Source organism: Serratia sp. TSA_105.2 (assembly GCF_052692115.1).
This window is the reverse complement of the sequence record NZ_JBQZFT010000001.1, coordinates 937,424-953,654: the sequence shown is the minus strand read 5'-3', so window position 1 is coordinate 953,654 and position 16,231 is coordinate 937,424. Positions and strand designations below refer to the sequence as shown.

The 16,231-nt window shown below is 61.3% G+C and carries 13 protein-coding genes; 4 read left to right on the top strand and 9 right to left on the bottom strand.

Features of this window, described 5'->3' with window-relative positions:
• Positions 1 to 16: 16 nt before the first annotated feature.
• Positions 17 to 2,647 (bottom strand): MlaD family protein, encoded by a 2,631-nt coding sequence (locus tag ACUTSC_RS04315; protein WP_197767697.1) that lies wholly within the window; start codon positions 2,645 to 2,647, stop codon positions 17 to 19.
• Positions 2,616 to 3,863: a membrane integrity lipid transport subunit YebS gene (yebS, locus tag ACUTSC_RS04310; protein WP_063990337.1), complete on the bottom strand. Its 1,248-nt coding sequence runs from the start codon at positions 3,861 to 3,863 to the stop codon at positions 2,616 to 2,618. The genes ACUTSC_RS04315 and yebS overlap by 32 nt, the downstream gene beginning before the upstream one ends.
• A 255-nt stretch (positions 3,864 to 4,118) precedes the next feature.
• On the opposite strand from yebS, the gene ACUTSC_RS04305 reads away from it, so the two are divergent.
• The 3 genes from ACUTSC_RS04305 to prc all read left to right on the top strand — a co-directional run bounded on the left by ACUTSC_RS04305 (position 4,119) and on the right by prc (position 7,491).
• Entirely contained in the window at positions 4,119 to 4,616 is a 498-nt protein-coding gene (locus ACUTSC_RS04305; RefSeq protein ID WP_019454877.1) for a GAF domain-containing protein, read from the top strand.
• Between the two features lie 96 nt (positions 4,617 to 4,712).
• Positions 4,713 to 5,423 (top strand): RNA chaperone ProQ, encoded by a 711-nt coding sequence (gene proQ, locus ACUTSC_RS04300; protein WP_033638287.1) that lies wholly within the window; start codon positions 4,713 to 4,715, stop codon positions 5,421 to 5,423.
• 19 nt (positions 5,424 to 5,442) lie between these two features.
• Positions 5,443 to 7,491 (top strand): carboxy terminal-processing peptidase, encoded by a 2,049-nt coding sequence (gene prc, locus ACUTSC_RS04295; protein WP_126180030.1) that lies wholly within the window; start codon positions 5,443 to 5,445, stop codon positions 7,489 to 7,491.
• 67 nt (positions 7,492 to 7,558) lie between these two features.
• On the opposite strand, the gene ACUTSC_RS04290 is transcribed toward prc, so the two are convergent.
• Genes ACUTSC_RS04290 through ACUTSC_RS04265 form a run of 6 tightly spaced genes read right to left on the bottom strand, consistent with a single transcriptional unit; the run spans position 7,559 to position 13,402 of the window.
• Positions 7,559 to 8,404: an EamA family transporter gene (locus ACUTSC_RS04290; protein WP_197772967.1), complete on the bottom strand. Its 846-nt coding sequence runs from the start codon at positions 8,402 to 8,404 to the stop codon at positions 7,559 to 7,561.
• Positions 8,401 to 9,708, bottom strand: coding sequence for an opine metallophore biosynthesis dehydrogenase (locus ACUTSC_RS04285; protein WP_197772968.1), 1,308 nt, complete (start codon positions 9,706 to 9,708; stop codon positions 8,401 to 8,403). Before ACUTSC_RS04285 ends, ACUTSC_RS04290 begins: the two co-directional genes overlap by 4 nt.
• A complete protein-coding gene (locus tag ACUTSC_RS04280; RefSeq protein ID WP_197767700.1) occupies positions 9,701 to 10,498 on the bottom strand; it encodes a nicotianamine synthase family protein in 798 nt (265 codons plus the stop codon). Before ACUTSC_RS04280 ends, ACUTSC_RS04285 begins: the two co-directional genes overlap by 8 nt.
• Positions 10,486 to 11,271: an ABC transporter ATP-binding protein gene (locus tag ACUTSC_RS04275; RefSeq protein WP_087763515.1), complete on the bottom strand. Its 786-nt coding sequence runs from the start codon at positions 11,269 to 11,271 to the stop codon at positions 10,486 to 10,488. The genes ACUTSC_RS04280 and ACUTSC_RS04275 overlap by 13 nt, the downstream gene beginning before the upstream one ends.
• Positions 11,268 to 12,308: a FecCD family ABC transporter permease gene (locus ACUTSC_RS04270; protein WP_443003434.1), complete on the bottom strand. Its 1,041-nt coding sequence runs from the start codon at positions 12,306 to 12,308 to the stop codon at positions 11,268 to 11,270. The genes ACUTSC_RS04275 and ACUTSC_RS04270 overlap by 4 nt, the downstream gene beginning before the upstream one ends.
• Before the next feature lie 2 nt (positions 12,309 to 12,310).
• Positions 12,311 to 13,402 (bottom strand): ABC transporter substrate-binding protein, encoded by a 1,092-nt coding sequence (locus ACUTSC_RS04265; protein WP_197767701.1) that lies wholly within the window; start codon positions 13,400 to 13,402, stop codon positions 12,311 to 12,313.
• Between the two features lie 370 nt (positions 13,403 to 13,772).
• On the opposite strand from ACUTSC_RS04265, the gene htpX reads away from it, so the two are divergent.
• Positions 13,773 to 14,651, top strand: coding sequence for a protease HtpX (gene htpX, locus ACUTSC_RS04260; protein WP_033638291.1), 879 nt, complete (start codon positions 13,773 to 13,775; stop codon positions 14,649 to 14,651).
• A gap of 51 nt (positions 14,652 to 14,702) precedes the next feature.
• Here the strand turns inward: htpX and ACUTSC_RS04255 are convergent, their stop codons facing one another.
• On the bottom strand, positions 14,703 to 16,097 hold the full coding sequence (locus ACUTSC_RS04255) for an MFS transporter (RefSeq protein WP_197767702.1): 1,395 nt from the start codon (positions 16,095 to 16,097) through the stop codon (positions 14,703 to 14,705).
• Positions 16,098 to 16,231 lie beyond the last annotated feature (134 nt).

Below are 16,231 nucleotides of genomic sequence, written 5' to 3'. Positions count from 1 at the left end.
GAGGAAAACGCGAAATTTAATCGCGCGGAATGGCGGTGCCCCAGGTTTTCCAGTCCTTCGGCTCTTCCGGATTCAGCAGGAAGTGTTTGTTCGGCGTGGCTTTCGGTGCCAGCGGAATGGTCGGCGGCGTGGCGAAGGCGATACCGCCGCGGATGAACTGCTGGAAGGTGCCGCTCTTGATCACGCCGCCGGTCAGGCCGAACTGCAGGTTGTACCCCGAAGCCAGCCAGAACACGCTGTTGTTGCGTACCAGGTGTTGATACTTCTTGCTGATGCGCAGCGCGACGTGCACCCGGTCGGACATGGCGCCAAGGTAGAAGCCGGTGATGGTGCCGACCTCTACGCCGCGGAACAACACCGGCGTGCCGATCTGCAGCGAGCCGGTTTCGGCGGCGTCGAGCACCACGCTCAGGCCGTCGAGATAGCGCGAGTCGGTGATGCTGGCCTGCTGCAGTTCGAAGGTGCGCAGCTCGCGGCCGCGCCCCGGCTCCACGTTGATATAAGGCTGGAGCAGGGTATCGAGGTTGCTGACGCCGGCGGCGGAGATCTCCGGCGAAACGATCGAGAAGCGGCTACCCAGGCGCGCGAAGGTCTGCACGTATTCCGGATACAGCACCGCTTTGGCCAACACTTCGTTGCGTTCCGGCGCCAGCTGCAGCGACTCCACCTGGCCGACGTCGATGCCGAGGTAGCGCAGCGGCATGCCCGCCGACAGCTTGCTGGCGTCGTAGGTTTTCAACGTGATTTGGCTGCCCACCGCGCGGGCGGCGGTTTCGCTGGCGTACAGCACGCGGTTGGCGCCCTTGTTAAGCGTTACGCCCTGCAGGTTGTCGAAGCTGATGGCGCCTTTCAGCGCGCGGTTAAGCGGCGAAGCCTGCACCGTCAGGCCGCTGCCGTTGAGCTGCACCTTGGCGCCGCCTTCGGCCCAGAAGATGCTTTCGCGCGTCAGCAACTTGCGGTATTCCGGGCTGATGTAAACGTCCACCTCAAACTCGTTGGCCTTCGGCCGAACGTTGACGATCTCGCCTACCTGGAATTTGCGGTATAGCACTACCGAGCCGGCCTGCACGTCCGGCAGGCTGGTGGCGCTGAGGGTCAGGGTGGTGGCCGGCGCGTTGCCGACGATGCCTTCCTCGGCTTTTTCGCTGTTGGCGTACAGCGGGTATTGGCCGCCCGGCTCCCCCTTGCTGCCGGGAATAATGCGCACGCCGCCGTCTACCCACTCCTGGGCGCTGGCGCCGAGCACTTCCATACCGTCGATGCCCAGCTTGACATCGAGGCGGCTGTTGACCACGAATTTGCTGTCTTTGTGCAGCAGGCCGCGATATTGGGCGTCGATGGCGGCGGTGAACACCACGCCGCCGGCGGTCAGGGTGCGGCTCAGGATCTGGCCGACTTTCACGCCGTGCACCACCAGCGGTTGCCCTACGTCGATGCCGTAGCTTTGCGGCGCATTCAGCGTGACGGTCAACACGCCAGGCTGTTGCAACAGCGTTTCACTGCTGTCCAGCACGTTGAAGCGCTGCTGCGGCTCGCCTTCGCCCGGTATCAGCTCCAGCGTGGTGCCGGTCAGCAGCTGGCTGAGTTTGGCGTCGTTGAGGCTGATGCGCGGGCTGCGCATCACGATGCGGGTGCCGCTGCGCATCAGATCGACTACCGAAGGATCGATGGTCAGTTCACCGACCACTTTGCTGTCCTGCTGCAACGTCAGCTTGGTCAGGGTGCCGACCTGCAGCCCCTGGTACATCAACGGCGTACGGTTTTCACTCAGGCTGTTGCCGCTCGGCAGATCCAGCAGGATATTGACGCCGCGCTGGCTGTGGGCCAGATCGGGGTACAGGGCATAGCTCTGGTCACCCTTGGCCTGCTGGCCATCGGCCGGCGAATCGAAGGCGATGGCGCCGTTGACCAGCGCCGCCAGGCTCTCCATCTGTACCGTTGCGCCGGACAGGCTGAAGTCGCCCTTGAAGCCGGAGACGTTCCAGAAGCGGCTGTTATTTTTCACCAGGTTGGCGAAGCGGCGATCGATCAGCACGTCGATGGTCACGCCCTTGTTGCCTTCGCTGATGGTGTAGTCGTACACCTTGCCGACCGGGATTTTACGGTAGTAGACCAGTGAGCCGCTGTTGAGCGAGCCCAGGTCGTCGGCGTGCAGGTGAATCATCAGCTCGCCGGTGTTCAGGCGGTATTTCGGCTGGGTATCGAGCGCGGCGAAGTGGGTTTGCGCCTTGCCGCTGCCGGGCATCATGCCGATATAGTTGCCGCCGACCAGCGCATCGAGCCCGGAGACCCCGGCCAGCGAGGCTTTGGGCGTCACCAGCCAGAACTGAGTGCCTTCGCGCAGCGAGTCTTCCAGATCGCTTTTGATGCTGGCTTCCACCACGATGCTGCGCAGATCTTTGCTCAGGCTGATCTTCTGCACCGTGCCGACGTCAACGCCCTGGTAGCGCACCGGCGTGCGGCCGGCGACGATGCCCGCCGCCGATTGGAAATCGATGGTGACGGTGGTGCCGCGCTCCTGGAAATTGTTATAGACCAGCCACCCGGCGATCAGCAGGGCGATGAACGGCAGTAACCAGAACGGTGAAATGCGGCGCTTGTTCTTGACCCGCGCTTCAGTCGGTGTAGTCGGCGTTTCCTGTTGCATGTGCATCCCAAATCAATCGGCTATCCAGCCACTCAACGGCAAGAATAGTCAAAATGACCGCCGAGCCAAAGTAAAACGCGGCCGGTCCCATAGTAAAAGATAACAGTTGGTCGCGGTTTACCAGCGACATCATCAAGGCGATAACGAACAGATCCAGCATCGACCAGCGGCCGATCCAGGTGACCAGGCGCAGCAGACGAATGCGCGTCTTCAGGCTGTGCGAGGTTTTGAAGTGAATGCTGAACAGCAGCGTGATCAGCACGATTACCTTGGTAAAGGGCACCAGCACGCTGGCGATGAACACGATGGCGGCGATCGGCACGTTGCCGGAGGTGGCCAGCGAGACCACGCCGGAGAAGATGGTGTCTTCGAGGCGCACGCCGTTGGCGTAAATGATGGAAATCGGCAGCAGGTTGGCCGGTATCAGCAGGATCATCGCCGCGATCAGCGCCGCCCAGGTTTTCTGCAGGCTGTAAGGCTGGCGGTGGCACATCGGCACGTGGCAGCGCGGGCAGCGGCCGCGCGCGTCGGGGTAGCCGGTATAGTGACAGGACAGGCAAATATGCAGCGCCGCCGGCGGGCCTTCCGGCTGCTCCTGCGGGTAGTAACGCTCCCACAGCTGCTCCAGATTGACGTGGATCAGCGTCAGGATGCTGAGCAGGGTGAGCGACAGGTAAGCGATCAGCGCGCTGCCCGCCTGGATATCGGCGTAATCCTGCACCTTGATCGCCGCCACCGCCATGCCGATCAGATAGATGTCCAGCATCACCCACTCTTTCAGCCGTTCCAGCATCAGCAGCACCGGGCGCAGGTTCATGCCGAGCGCGTGGCCGAAGCGCAGGTACAGCAGCGACAGCGCCAGCGTCAGCGGGGCGCCGAGGGTGCAGAACGCCACCATGCTGGCGGTGAGCGGGTCGCCCTGACGGCTCATCTGCCAGATGCCTTCCAGCAAACTGGCGTCGATGCGCGTGCCGAGCAGGCGGATGCTGATCAGCGGTTCGGTGAAAGCGAACGGCATCAGCAGCAGCATGGCGATCGCCATGGCGGTCAGGCGCGTCATCGACCAGTCGCGGCCGTTCACCACCTTGGCGTTGCAACGCGGGCAATAGGCAGCCTGGTTGCCGCTGAGCGGCGGCAGCACGAACAGCAGGTCGCATTCGCAGCAGCGCTGGTGGCGCGCTTTGGAAAGGGGGGCGGTGATCGCGTGTATTTTCATCTTTGACAAGTCGCTGCCCTTGAGCCCGCCGGAACTGTCAGCGTAGCTGAAAAATAAACCGGCCGCGTCACTGGCGATCGGGCGCCGGACGGTAAAACGAGGTAAACCGGGATTCTGAGCGGCAAACATACCCCGAGCGACAGGGTTTTGTGAAGCAACAGATGATTAACCTTGTGGCTATACGCATTTAATGCTTATTTTATAGGGCCTAAGCTTTGGGCTTCTGGCCATCTTCACTGTTTCAATGGTTATCACATGACAAAAGAACAATTCTACGCGGAATTAAAACGTGACCTGAGCGCGTTGCTCGGCGGAGAGACCAACTTTATCGCGGCGCTGTCCAACGCCAGCGCGTTGATCAACGAGCGTCTGGATGACGTGAACTGGGTCGGTTTCTATCTGATGGAGGGCGACCAGCTGGTGCTGGGGCCGTTCCAGGGCAAGATCGCCTGCGTGCGCATCCCGGTGGGCAAGGGCGTGTGCGGCACGGCGGTGGCGGAAAATCGCGTGCAGCGCGTCGGCGACGTGCATGCGTTCCCGGGTCACATCGCCTGCGATGCGGCCAGCAACGCGGAAATCGTGCTGCCGCTGGCGGTTGGCGGCCGAGCGATCGGCGTTTTGGATATCGACAGCACGGTTTATCAACGCTTCGACGAACAGGACGAAGCGGGCCTGAAAGCAGTGGTGGCGGGGCTTTGTGAGCAACTGGAACAGTGCGACAGTGCGAAATATGTGACTGTGGCGGCAAGTTGATCGACGGTTAACGTGGCAATTACCGATGGCGTCATTATAATGACGCCTGTTCATGCCTGTGGCTTGTTGGCAATACCGTTGTAATCAGGAAATTTCATGGAAAATCAACCTAAGTTGAACTCTAGTAAAGAAGTCATTGCTTTTCTTGCCGAGCGTTTTCCGCTCTGCTTTAGCGCCGAAGGCGAAGCTCGTCCGCTGAAAATCGGTATTTTTCAGGATTTGGTAGAGCGCGTGCAGGGGGAAGAGAATCTCAGCAAAACGCAATTGCGTTCTGCCCTGCGCCTGTACACCTCAAGCTGGCGTTACCTGTACGGCGTCAAGGTTGGCGCGCAGCGCGTCGATCTGGACGGCAATCCGTGCGGTGAACTGGAACAGCAGCATGTCGATCATGCTCGCCAGCAGCTTGAAGAAGCCAAAGCGCGCGTTCAGGCACAGCGTGCCGAACAAAACGCCAAAAAACGTGAAGCCGCCGGTGAGTCCGCCGATGCCGCTCCGCGCCGTCCGCGCCCAGCCGGTAAAAAGCCTGCTGCACGCCGTGAAGGCGGAGCCGCGCCGGAAAACCGCAAGCCACGCCCACAAACTCGCCCACAGCCCGCTCGTCAACCTCGTGCAGCAAAAGAGGAAAACCAGCCGCGTTATGCGCCAGTCACGGATATCTCTAAACTGCAAATTGGCCAGGAAATCAAAGTCAGAGCAGGCAAGAGCGCGATGGATGCTACCGTACTCGAAATCGCTAAAGATGGCGTACGTGTGCAGCTCTCTTCCGGTCTGGCGATGATTGTGCGCGCAGAACACTTGCAGTTCTGATACGGAGGCCAACCCAGGCATGAACAAATTCGTCAGATTAACAGCGATTGCAGGGCTGCTGTGGGCGGGTGTCAGTTACGGTGCGGAAACAGCCAACATCCGCATTAGTCAACTGCCCCAACTGCAACAGGAACCCCAGCACGCTACGGTGAGTGAGCGCGTCACCTCGCGCTTCACTCGCTCTCATTACCGCCAGTTCGCCCTCGACGCGGAGTTCTCAGGCAAGATCTTCGATCGCTACCTGAACATGCTGGACTACAACCATAACGTGTTGCTGGCCTCCGACGTGGCGCAGTTCGCCGGCAAACGCAATCAGGTTGGCGAAGAGCTGAAAACCGGCAAGCTGGACACCTTCTACGCGCTGTTCAATCTGGCGCAGAAACGCCGCTTTGAGCGTTACACCTATGCGTTGTCGTTGCTGGACAAGCCGATGAACTTCACCGGCAACGGTACTATCGATCTCGACCGCAGCAAAGCGCCGTGGCCGAAAGACAAGGCCGAGCTGGATAGCCTGTGGGATGCGAAAGTCACCTATGACGAGCTGAACCTCAAGCTGACCGGCAAGACCGACAAAGAAATCCGCGACACGCTGACCAAGCGCTATCAGTTCGCCATCAAGCGCCTGACGCAAAGCAACAGCGAAGACGTCTTCCAGCTGGCGATGAATGCCTTTGCGCATGAAATCGACCCGCACACCAACTACCTGTCTCCGCGCAACACCGAGCAGTTCAACACCGAGATGAGCCTGTCGCTGGAAGGTATCGGCGCGGTGCTGCAGATGGATGACGACTACACCCTGATCAACTCGATGGTGCCGGGCGGCCCGGCGGCGAAGAGCAAGGCGATCACCGTGGGCGATCGCATCGTCGGCGTCGGCCAGGCCGGCAAACCGATGGTGGACGTGATCGGCTGGCGCCTGGACGACGTGGTGTCGTTGATTAAAGGGCCGAAAGGCAGCAAGGTGCGCCTGGAGATCCTGCCGGCCGGCAAGGGCACCAAAACCCGCGTGGTCACCTTGACTCGCGAGCGCATCCGCCTGGAAGACCGCGCGGTGAAAATGACCATCAAGACCGTCGGCAAAGAGAAGGTGGCGGTGTTCGACATCCCCGGATTCTACGTCGGTCTGACCGATGACGTGAAAGTGCAGCTGCAGAAGATGGCCAAGCAAAACGTCAAGAGCGTGATCATCGATCTGCGCACCAACGGCGGCGGCGCGCTGACCGAAGCGGTGTCGCTGTCCGGCCTGTTCATTCCGAGCGGCCCGGTGGTGCAGGTGCGCGACAACAACGGCAAAGTGCGTGAAGACGCCGACACCGACGGCGTGACCTACTACAAAGGCCCGCTGGTGGTGCTGGTCGATCGCTTCAGCGCCTCCGCCTCCGAGATCTTCGCGGCGGCGATGCAGGATTACGGCCGCGCGCTGATCGTCGGCGAGCCGACCTTCGGTAAAGGCACCGTGCAGCAGTACCGTTCGCTGAACCGCATCTACGATCAGATGCTGCGCCCTGAGTGGCCGGCGCTGGGGTCGGTGCAGTACACCATTCAGAAGTTCTACCGCGTCAACGGCGGCAGCACCCAGCGTAAAGGGGTGACCCCGGACATTCTGATGCCGACCGGCGTCGATCCGGCGGAAACCGGCGAAGCGTTTGAAGACAACGCCATGCCGTGGGACAGCATCAATGCGGCGACCTACAGCAAGACCGGTGATATGGCGCCGTTCGAGCCGGAGCTGCTGAAAGATCACCAGCAGCGCATCGCGCAGAATCCGGAGTTCCAGTACATCGCGCAGGATATCGCGCATTACAAGGCGCTAAAGGATAAACGCAACATCGTGTCCCTCAATCTGGCCGTGCGTGAGAAAGAGAACCACGATGATGATGCGACCCGTCTGAAACGCATCAACGAGCGCCTGGAACGCGCGGGCAAGAAGCCGCTGAAATCGCTCGACGATCTGCCGAAGGATTACCAGGAACCGGATCCGTACCTGGATGAAACCGTGCATATCGCGCTGGACCTGGCTCATCTGGAAAAAGATCAGCCCGCTCAGCAGCCAACGCCGGCCAAATAAGGCCGCGTCCGGCAGGATGAAAAACGCACCCTCGGGTGCGTTTTTTTATGGCCGCGTTACGCATTGATCAGACGGCTTTCTTGCGGTGGCGCAGCCCGAGCCGGATGCAGGAAACCACCACCAGCAGGCAGCCGATCAGCGACAGCAACAGCGGGACTTCGTGCCAGAACAGCCAGCCCCAGGCAATATTGAAAACGATGCCGATATAGCGCACCACCGAGATTACGATCAGGTTATCGGAGGAAAAGGCCTGGGTTAAGACAACCTGTCCCAACAGCGATACCAGGGCGATGGCGAGCAGGATGGCAAACTGGTAGACGTTGGGCCAGACGAAGGCGTTCCACATCAGCGGCAGCGAGATCAGCGTCGCGATAAACAGGAAATAGAACACGATCTCGTAGTTGTGGTGGCGCTTGCTGAGCTTGTTGACCGACAGATAGGCGATAGCGGCGAACACCGCGCTCATCACGCCGACCAGCGACGCCAGGGTATACGTTGAGAAATGCCACGGCCGCACCAGCAGCACGGCGCCGATGATGACCAGCGCCAGCCAAAATGCCGTGTTGGCGCTGATCCGTTCACGCAGCACCAGCAAGGAAAGCAGAATGGAGAAAAACGGCGACAGGTAGGCCAGCATGCTGGCGTCGGCCAGCGTGAGGTGGGCGATGCTGTAAAAATAACAGATGAGATACAGCCCACCCATAGTGCCTCGCAGTACCAGCAGCGGCCGGTCCTCGCGGCTGAAGGCGACGCCGTGGCGATACATCAGCAGCAGAACCAGCAGGCAGCCGATGCAGCTGCGAAAGAACACGATTTCCCCGGTGGGGATGTCGTCGGCGATGGTTTTAACCAGCGCATTCATGACGCTGAAAATCAGCGAGGCGAAAATGGCCAGCAGCGCACCCTGATTCATGCTTGCCCCCGCCACTGACGGTAGGTGATGGCCGCCTGTTCGTCGCAGGTATCGTCCAGCAACGAATGATGGCAATGCTCGGCGCCGATCAGGGTGACGAAGCTCTGCAGCGCCTGCTGAAAGCGCGCCAACAGGCGCCGGGCGGTGGGCATCTCGACGCCAAGCCGCTCCGCCAGTAATACCAGCGTGCGGAGTTTTCGCACGTCTTCCAGCGGCACGCGCGGCAGGCACCACAGCCCTTGAGCATCCTGAAAGACGCGGGCGACCCTGACGGCGGAAAAATCATAGTAGCGACCCAGCGCGTCCGGTTCGGAATAGGGATCGACCAGCAGCGCGGTATAGCGCGTAAACAGCGCATAGCGTTGTTCGGCCGGCGCGAGCTGCGGGAAATGGTCAATCCAGCGGCGGCTGACCATGCAGGAGGGAACCGGGTAGCTGTCGTCGTTCAAAAAGCGCAGCAGGTTGATCTCTTCGACGCCGAGATGGTTGAGCAGCCTTTTGTAATCCTCCGACAGTTCGAGCATATCGGCGATAACCTCGGGACAGAGGGGCCCTTCGGGATAGGTTTTATACAGGTATTGCACCGGCGCCTGCGGCTGGAATATCGCCTGCAACGTGGTGTCGGCCAGCGCCAGCGGCGGATGAACATAGTTGGTGATGCTGAAGCGCTCGGCGGCCAGCAGGCTGTCGCAGCGCCGGGCGTCGATAGCGTGACGCGCCAGCACCGAGCCGATCCAGTCGAGTTCGGCGGAGTTTGGCGTCGGGCTTTGGGCCGCGAGATAGATCCGCTGTTTGAAGGCCTTGGTATAGGCGCGGTAGGGCTGCGCCGCATCCTGATATTTGGTGTCGGCGTAATAACTGGACAGACTGATGATCCCGACGTGGGATTGGCCAGCCGCCTGCAGCAGGTTTTGCACCATCAGGCCGGAGCCGATGGACGGGGAAAGCAGGATCAACGAACGCAGGTGGGGTAAGGTAGCCCACGGCACCTGCCGCAGCACCTCGTAATAGCGATCGGCGGGCACGGCGAGGATCAGCCGCTGCCAGTCGCCGCCGATGAGCGACAGATCGTCGCAATAACTGTCTACTGCCACCTGCGCATCGCGCTGGGTCTGCCGCGCCTTGCCGACGCCTTCCAGATGCAGACTGGGCGTGTGCGCCAGATACGCCTTCAGGCGTTGTCCTTTCTCGCTGGGGCGATTGTACAGGCCGATGCGCGTGTCGGCCGCGGCCTGGATATCCGCAGCCAATTGGATCGCCGCCGGACCGGCGCCGAGGATCAGGGTAGGAAATGCGTTATTCATGGCGATGAGACTCCAAAATCAAGAGATCGTACAGCGGGGTGGCAACCGGTTTACCGCTGACGCGCCAGGGTGAACGGGCAGCCAGATGGTGATAAGGGCAGTTGAAGATCGACTTAAGGCCGTTTCCGTAGCGCAGCAGCAGTTTGCCGCGCGGAGGCAGTAAAGGCCGCAGCTGCGTCAGCAAGGTCTGCTTGTCCGCCACCAGAGAGGCGATGATGATGTGATCGATGTCGCGGTCGGTCAGGCCGTTCAATTTATCGATGCAGGGGATTTGCCGTGACAGCCCCAGATGGCGCGTGAGGCGGCGGGCAAAACGCTGGGCCGCCGGGTCGCAATCGTAGCAAATGACGGTGGCGGAGAGCCTGGCGACCAGCGCCAGCGCGGTGGTGGGCAAGGCGCCGCTGCCTACCAGCAACACTCGTTCGCCGGGCTTGATGTCGGCGGCGGCGATCTCCAGCTGCAGGGCGCTATCGAAACTGTTCAGGTAGGCGTTGGTCTGCGCCGGCTCCCGGCAGAGCGTGGCGACGCGATGCTTCTCGTAATCGCACAAGGCGGCATTGGCCACCGCTCGCAGCTGGGTGATTTGCGCCGTTATCGAGCGATCGTTTTCCAGCTTGCGGCGATAGGCCTGCAGCTGCGGCAGATCGTTAAACGCCTGCAGGCGGCTGAAGCGCCGTTCCAGCAGGGAAAAATGGCGCCGATCTTGCCGGGCGGAACGGTGAAGCTGGTGTATTTCCTGTTGCAAGCCGGCGAGTTGCGCCAGCATGTCCGCCTTGGTCAGAGTGTACATGGGGTTTCTCCGTGTGCGTGTAACAGCTGTGTCGGCAGCAGAAAGGGGTAGCCTTGGGGGCTGATGCCGCTTTCGATACCGACGCCAAATACGCGGGACATCATCGGGTGCCCCATCATCTGATGGGTGTCGCCGTGGCAAATGACGCGTCCGTGCTCGAGCAAGGTGAGAGAATGGCAGTAGCGCAGTGCCAGCCCCAGATCGTGGATCACCAGCAGCGTGATGCAGCGATGACGCCGGCTGTAGTCGGCGATCTGATTGAGCACGCGCAGCTGATGGTGGATGTCCAGCGCGCTGGTGGGCTCGTCGAGTAAAATGAGCTGCGGCTGAGAGACGAAGGCCTGCGCCAACATCACCAACTGCCGCTGCCCGCCGCTGAGGCGGTTGAAAGGGCGATCGGCAAGCGCGGAAATGCCGCATTCAGCCAGCGCCTGTTCGACCGCGTCGGCCTGTGCGGCGCTGACGCGCCACCCCAACTGCCGTACCTTGCCCAGCAGCACCATGTCAAACGCGGTCAACGCCGACTCGCTGCGATTGAGCTGCGGCACATAGGCGATGCGGCTGGTTTTCGGATCGAGCGGGCGCTCGCGGTAGGCGATAGCGCCGCTGTGCGGCAGCATGCGATTGATCGCTTTGAGCAGCGTCGATTTGCCGGCGCCGTTGGGCCCGATGATGCCGCCGAGCTTTGCCTCCGGCCAGGCCAATGAAACGTCGGCTAACAGCTGACGTCGATGCAGCGTGACGCCGACGCCGGTGAGGGTCAGTTGAGTCATGGGCGTTTAACCTGTCGGGTGACGAAGTAGAACAGCACCGGCACGCCGATTAAGGCGATAACGATGCCGATGGGCACTACGCCGTTCGGCAGCACCAGTTTGGCGACGATCGACGCGCACAGCAGCAGCAGGCTGCCGCAAAGGGCGGAAATGCAGATCAGATAGCGTTGATCCTCGCCCACCAGAAAACGGGCGAAATGCGGGGCAATCAGCCCGACGAACCCGATGGTGCCGACAAACGAGACCGAGGCGGCCGTCAGTAAGGTCGCCAGCAGAAAGGCCAGCTTGCGCAGCGTGCTGACGTTGATGCCCAGCCCCTGGGCCTGTTCTTCGCCGGCGGACAGTGCGGTCAGGCGCCAGGCCAGCCGCAGGCTGACGACCAGCGCGCAGAACAGGACGCCGCCGGTGATCGCCACGCCGTGCATATTGGCTTTGAGCAGGCTGCCGAACAGCCAGAAGACGATTTGCTGCATGGCTTCCGGCGAGGCCAGAAACAGCAGCAGGGATTGCAGCGACTGAAAGAAGAACAGCACCACGATGCCGCTCAGCACCAAAATTTGCGGCGTCATGCCGCGGCGCTGTCCCAGCAGATAGATAGGCACGCAGGCCAACAGCGCCATCAGCGAAGCCAGCAGCGGCGTGCCCAGTGCCAGCGCGCCACCCAGGCTGAATCCGGTGATGATCGACAGCGCCGCGCCAAATCCCGCTGCGGCCGAGATCCCCAGCGTATACGGGCTGGCGAGGGGGTTGGCCAGCACGGTCTGCATCAACAGACCGGCCAGCGCCAGGCTGGCGCCGACGACCAACGCGGTGAGCGTCATCGGCAAGCGAATCGACCAGAAAACCACCTGATGCAGCTCGTTGCCTGGCGCGGAGCCGGGCCAGAGCATGGGCAGGATATCCGAGAGGCTAAGGTGCGCGGCGCCGACGGTCAGATCGACGACGGCGGCCGCCAGCAGCGCGCCGAGCAGCGCCAGCGTCAATAGCCCGCGGCGCAGCCTGCGCCGTTGTAAAAACGCACGTCCTGTGTGGGCCACGGCTACTCTCCTTGCCAGCGTTGCAGGAAGACGCCGTCAGCCTCTATCGGTAAGTATTGGCGGTAGAACTGCGCCAGGTTGCGTGGGGGATCAACGTCGGCAAACGCGGCCGGATAGAGGGCTTTTGCCAGATACTGAACAAAAATAAAATCGTAAATCGTGCGCGCGCCGCCATGGTAGAGCGCATAGAGGCGCTGGTTTTTTATCGCCGGCAGCTGCGGCCAACCGGCACGCCGGGCGTACTGAGCAAGGCGTGTCTGAAGGGGGGCAGCCTGTGCGCCGTAGCCCATCGGTACGGCGTTTGGCATGTTTTCCCAGTCGCCGCCGGCGAGGAAAATGACGTCCGGCTTTTGGGTCAGTACATAGTCGGCGCGTAAAGGCGCGGGGCTACCGACGACGCCGGCGGCGATATTGCGGGCGCCGGCCAGCTGTAACAGCGGCCCCCAGACGGAGGCGCCATAGCTGCTGCTGTATTCGCCGGGCCCCTTGTCGCCGAGTTCGATATAAGCGGTCGGTGGCGGCAGCTGCGCCTCGCGAATACGCCGCTGAGTCTCTTCAAGGCTCTGCCGATACTCGCTGGCCAGCCGTTCTGCCCGCTCGGGGTGGCCCATCGCCTGACCCATGGCCCGAATGCTGGCAAGTTTGACTTCCGCACCCTGGTTGAAGTCGACGACGATGTAAGGAATGTTGAGCTGTTGCAGCACCGGCAGGTAGTTGGCGAAGCCGTCGAGCTGCCATTTCGCCAGGATCAGCAGGTCTGGCCGCGTGGTCAGCAGGCGTTCGAAGTCAAAGCTCTGATTGTAGAGCGAACCGACATCGACCAGCTGAGCGAGCCGTGGCAGAGCCGCCTGATAACGCGGCCATTGGCTGGTGCGCAAGGCCCAGTCGCTTTTAGAGAAGGCGGCCACCTGTTGAAAACTGTCCGGGCCGTTCACCGCCAGAAAATCTTCGTAGTAAAAGCCGATATAGGCGCGTTGTGCGGGGGCGGCCAGGGTGACCTGGCGTCCTTCTGCGTCGGTGAGGTGGATTTCAGCTTGCGCGACGTGGCAAAAGAGCAGCCACGCAGTCAGCATACAGACGAGGCGAGGTAACATGATTGACATCCCTTTACGATTAATTGTTATGTTATAATGTAACAATTAATCGCGGGATTCAAACTTTCCTGTCAGGCGAGGCGAGCGCTGCGTGAGCGAAGGCGGTGAGAGCCTGGCGGCCATAAAAAGTGTGCGGGCAATTTTTCTCGACGTCATTTTGCGTGGGCCAGGAATTTTTTCTGAGAAATCCCTCCGCCTTGCGCAACAATCGTTTACAATTTGCCAAATCCCGGTCGCATGTCGTTTTTGTAAAGTTTCGTATTTTTAGTAGGTTAATGACGCGCGACTCTTGAAACTGTGACGAATGCCCATACGATCTAGGGTATCTTAGACAGCGTTTTGTTAACATTTATGAGGAAGTAAACATTTTATGATGCGTATAGCTCTGTTCCTGCTCACCAACCTGGCGGTGATGTTGGTTTTCGGGCTGGTGCTCAGCCTGACAGGAATCCAATCCAGTAGCGTTCAGGGCCTGATGATCATGGCCGGTCTGTTCGGCTTCGGCGGCGCTTTCGTGTCGTTGCTGATGTCCAAGTGGATGGCGCTGCGCTCCGTCGGCGGGGAAGTGATTGAACAACCGCGTAACGAAACCGAAAACTGGCTGCTGGAAACGGTACGCCGTCAGTCGCAGCAGGCGGGCATCGCCATGCCGCAGGTCGCTATCTACCACGCGCCGGACATCAACGCCTTTGCCACCGGCGCGCGCCGCGACGCCTCGCTGGTCGCCGTCAGCACCGGCCTGCTGCAGAGCATGAGCCGCGACGAAGCGGAAGCGGTCATCGCGCATGAAATCAGCCACGTCGCCAACGGCGATATGGTGACCATGACCCTGATTCAGGGCATCGTGAACACCTTCGTCATCTTCATTTCGCGCCTGATAGCGCAGGTCGCCGCCGGCTTCCTGGGCAACCGTGATGGCGAAGGGGAAGGCAACGGCAACCCGATGATTTACTTCGCGGTGTCGATGGTGCTGGAACTGGTGTTCGGCATCCTGGCAAGCATCATCACCATGTGGTTCTCGCGTCACCGCGAGTTCTACGCCGACGCCGGCTCTGCCAAACTGGTGGGCCGCGAGAAGATGATCGCCGCCTTGCAGCGCCTGAAAACCAGCTACGAACCGCAGGAAGCGGGCAGCATGATGGCGTTCTGCATCAACGGTAAATCCAAGTCTTTCAGCGAGCTGTTCATGTCGCATCCGCCGCTCGACAAGCGTATCGAAGCGTTGCGTTCCGGCCAGTACCTGAAGTAATCGGCTGAATGAAAGGAAAAACCCCGGCTCGCCGGGGTTTTTTTATGTCCGCTATTTCACCTCGCGGCTTGGCTGCGCCGTTGGCGCCGTCGATTGGGTGATGCGCAGGCTGCTGACCGCCGCCGCCAGAGTGGCGAACACGCCGGCCAGGATCAGCGATGCGTGGGTGCCAGAGGTGGGGAACAGGTTGAACATCAGCGCCACCAGCGCGGCCCCCGAGGTTTGCCCCAGCAGGCGAGCGGTGCCCAGCATGCCGCTGGCGCCGCCGCTGCGGTTACGCGGCGCGGCGGAGATGATGGTGTGATTGTTGGGCGACTGGAACAGGCCGAAGCCGGCGCCGCACAGCACCATGCGCCAGATGATGTCCCCATTCGACGGATCCGCGGGCAGCAGCGCCAGCGAGAACAGCCCGAGCGCGAACACCGCCAGCCCAATGCAGCCCAGCAGGCCGGCGTGCACACGCTCTACCAGCCGGCCGGCGATCGGCGCCATCACCACGATCGCCAGCGGCCACGGCGTCAGCAGCAGCCCGGTCGCCACTTCGTCGCGGCCTAATGCGCTTTGCAGGAAGAACGGTAGCGACACCATCGCCAGCATTTGCGCGGCGAACGAGCAGATTGAGGTGCCCATCGACAGGGCGAAAATGGGGATACGCAGCAGGTCGACCGGCAGCAGCGGAAATTCCTGACGCAGCTGGCGGCGCACGAACACCGCGCCAATCGCCAGCAGCGCGGCGATCTCGCTGAAGATCAGCGCCAGGCTCTGGCCCTGGGCGAAGCCGCTGATGGCGGTGATCAGCAGGCCGAAAGTCAACGCGTTCAGCACGGCGCTGGTGGGATCGAAACGGCGGTTATCGCTTTTTTGGCCGCTGGCCGGCAGGAATTTCATCCCCAGCAGCAGCGCGACGAGGCCGATCGGCAGGTTGATGGCGAACAGCCACTGCCAGGAAGCGACCGACAGGATCGCCGCCGCCACCGTTGGCCCGGCCGCCGAGGAGCAGGCGACGATCAGCGAGTTGATGCCCATGCCGCGGCCGAGAAAACGCTGCGGATAGATGATGCGGATCAGCGCGGTGTTGACGCTCATGATGGCGGCGGCGCCAAAGCCTTGCAGCACGCGGGCGATGGTCAGCGTAAGCAGCGAGTCGGACAGGGCGCAGAACAGCGAGGTAATGCTGAACACCAGCAACCCGGCCTGATAGATGCGGCGATAGCCGATCAGATCGCCGAGCGACGCCAGCGACAGCAGAGACACGGTGATCGCCAGCTGATAGGCGTTAACCACCCAAATGGAGCTGGCCGGGCTGGCGTTGAGATCGCGCGCGATGGTGGGCAGCGCCACGTTGGCTATCGCGCCGTCGAGCACGGATACGGTAATGCCGAGGGCGATGGCGAGGATCGCCCCATAGCGTTGCGGGACGGGGAGGCCGTCGGAACAAGGACGCATGTGGGTCTCAGCGGTATTTATTCAGGGGAGTATTATCATGCTAATCATATTCGCCCGTGATTGCATGCCTCTTGTCCGCTTAATTGTAAACGGCGGTGAGCGGGCCGGGGTTATCCATTTGGCTTCAAACGCTT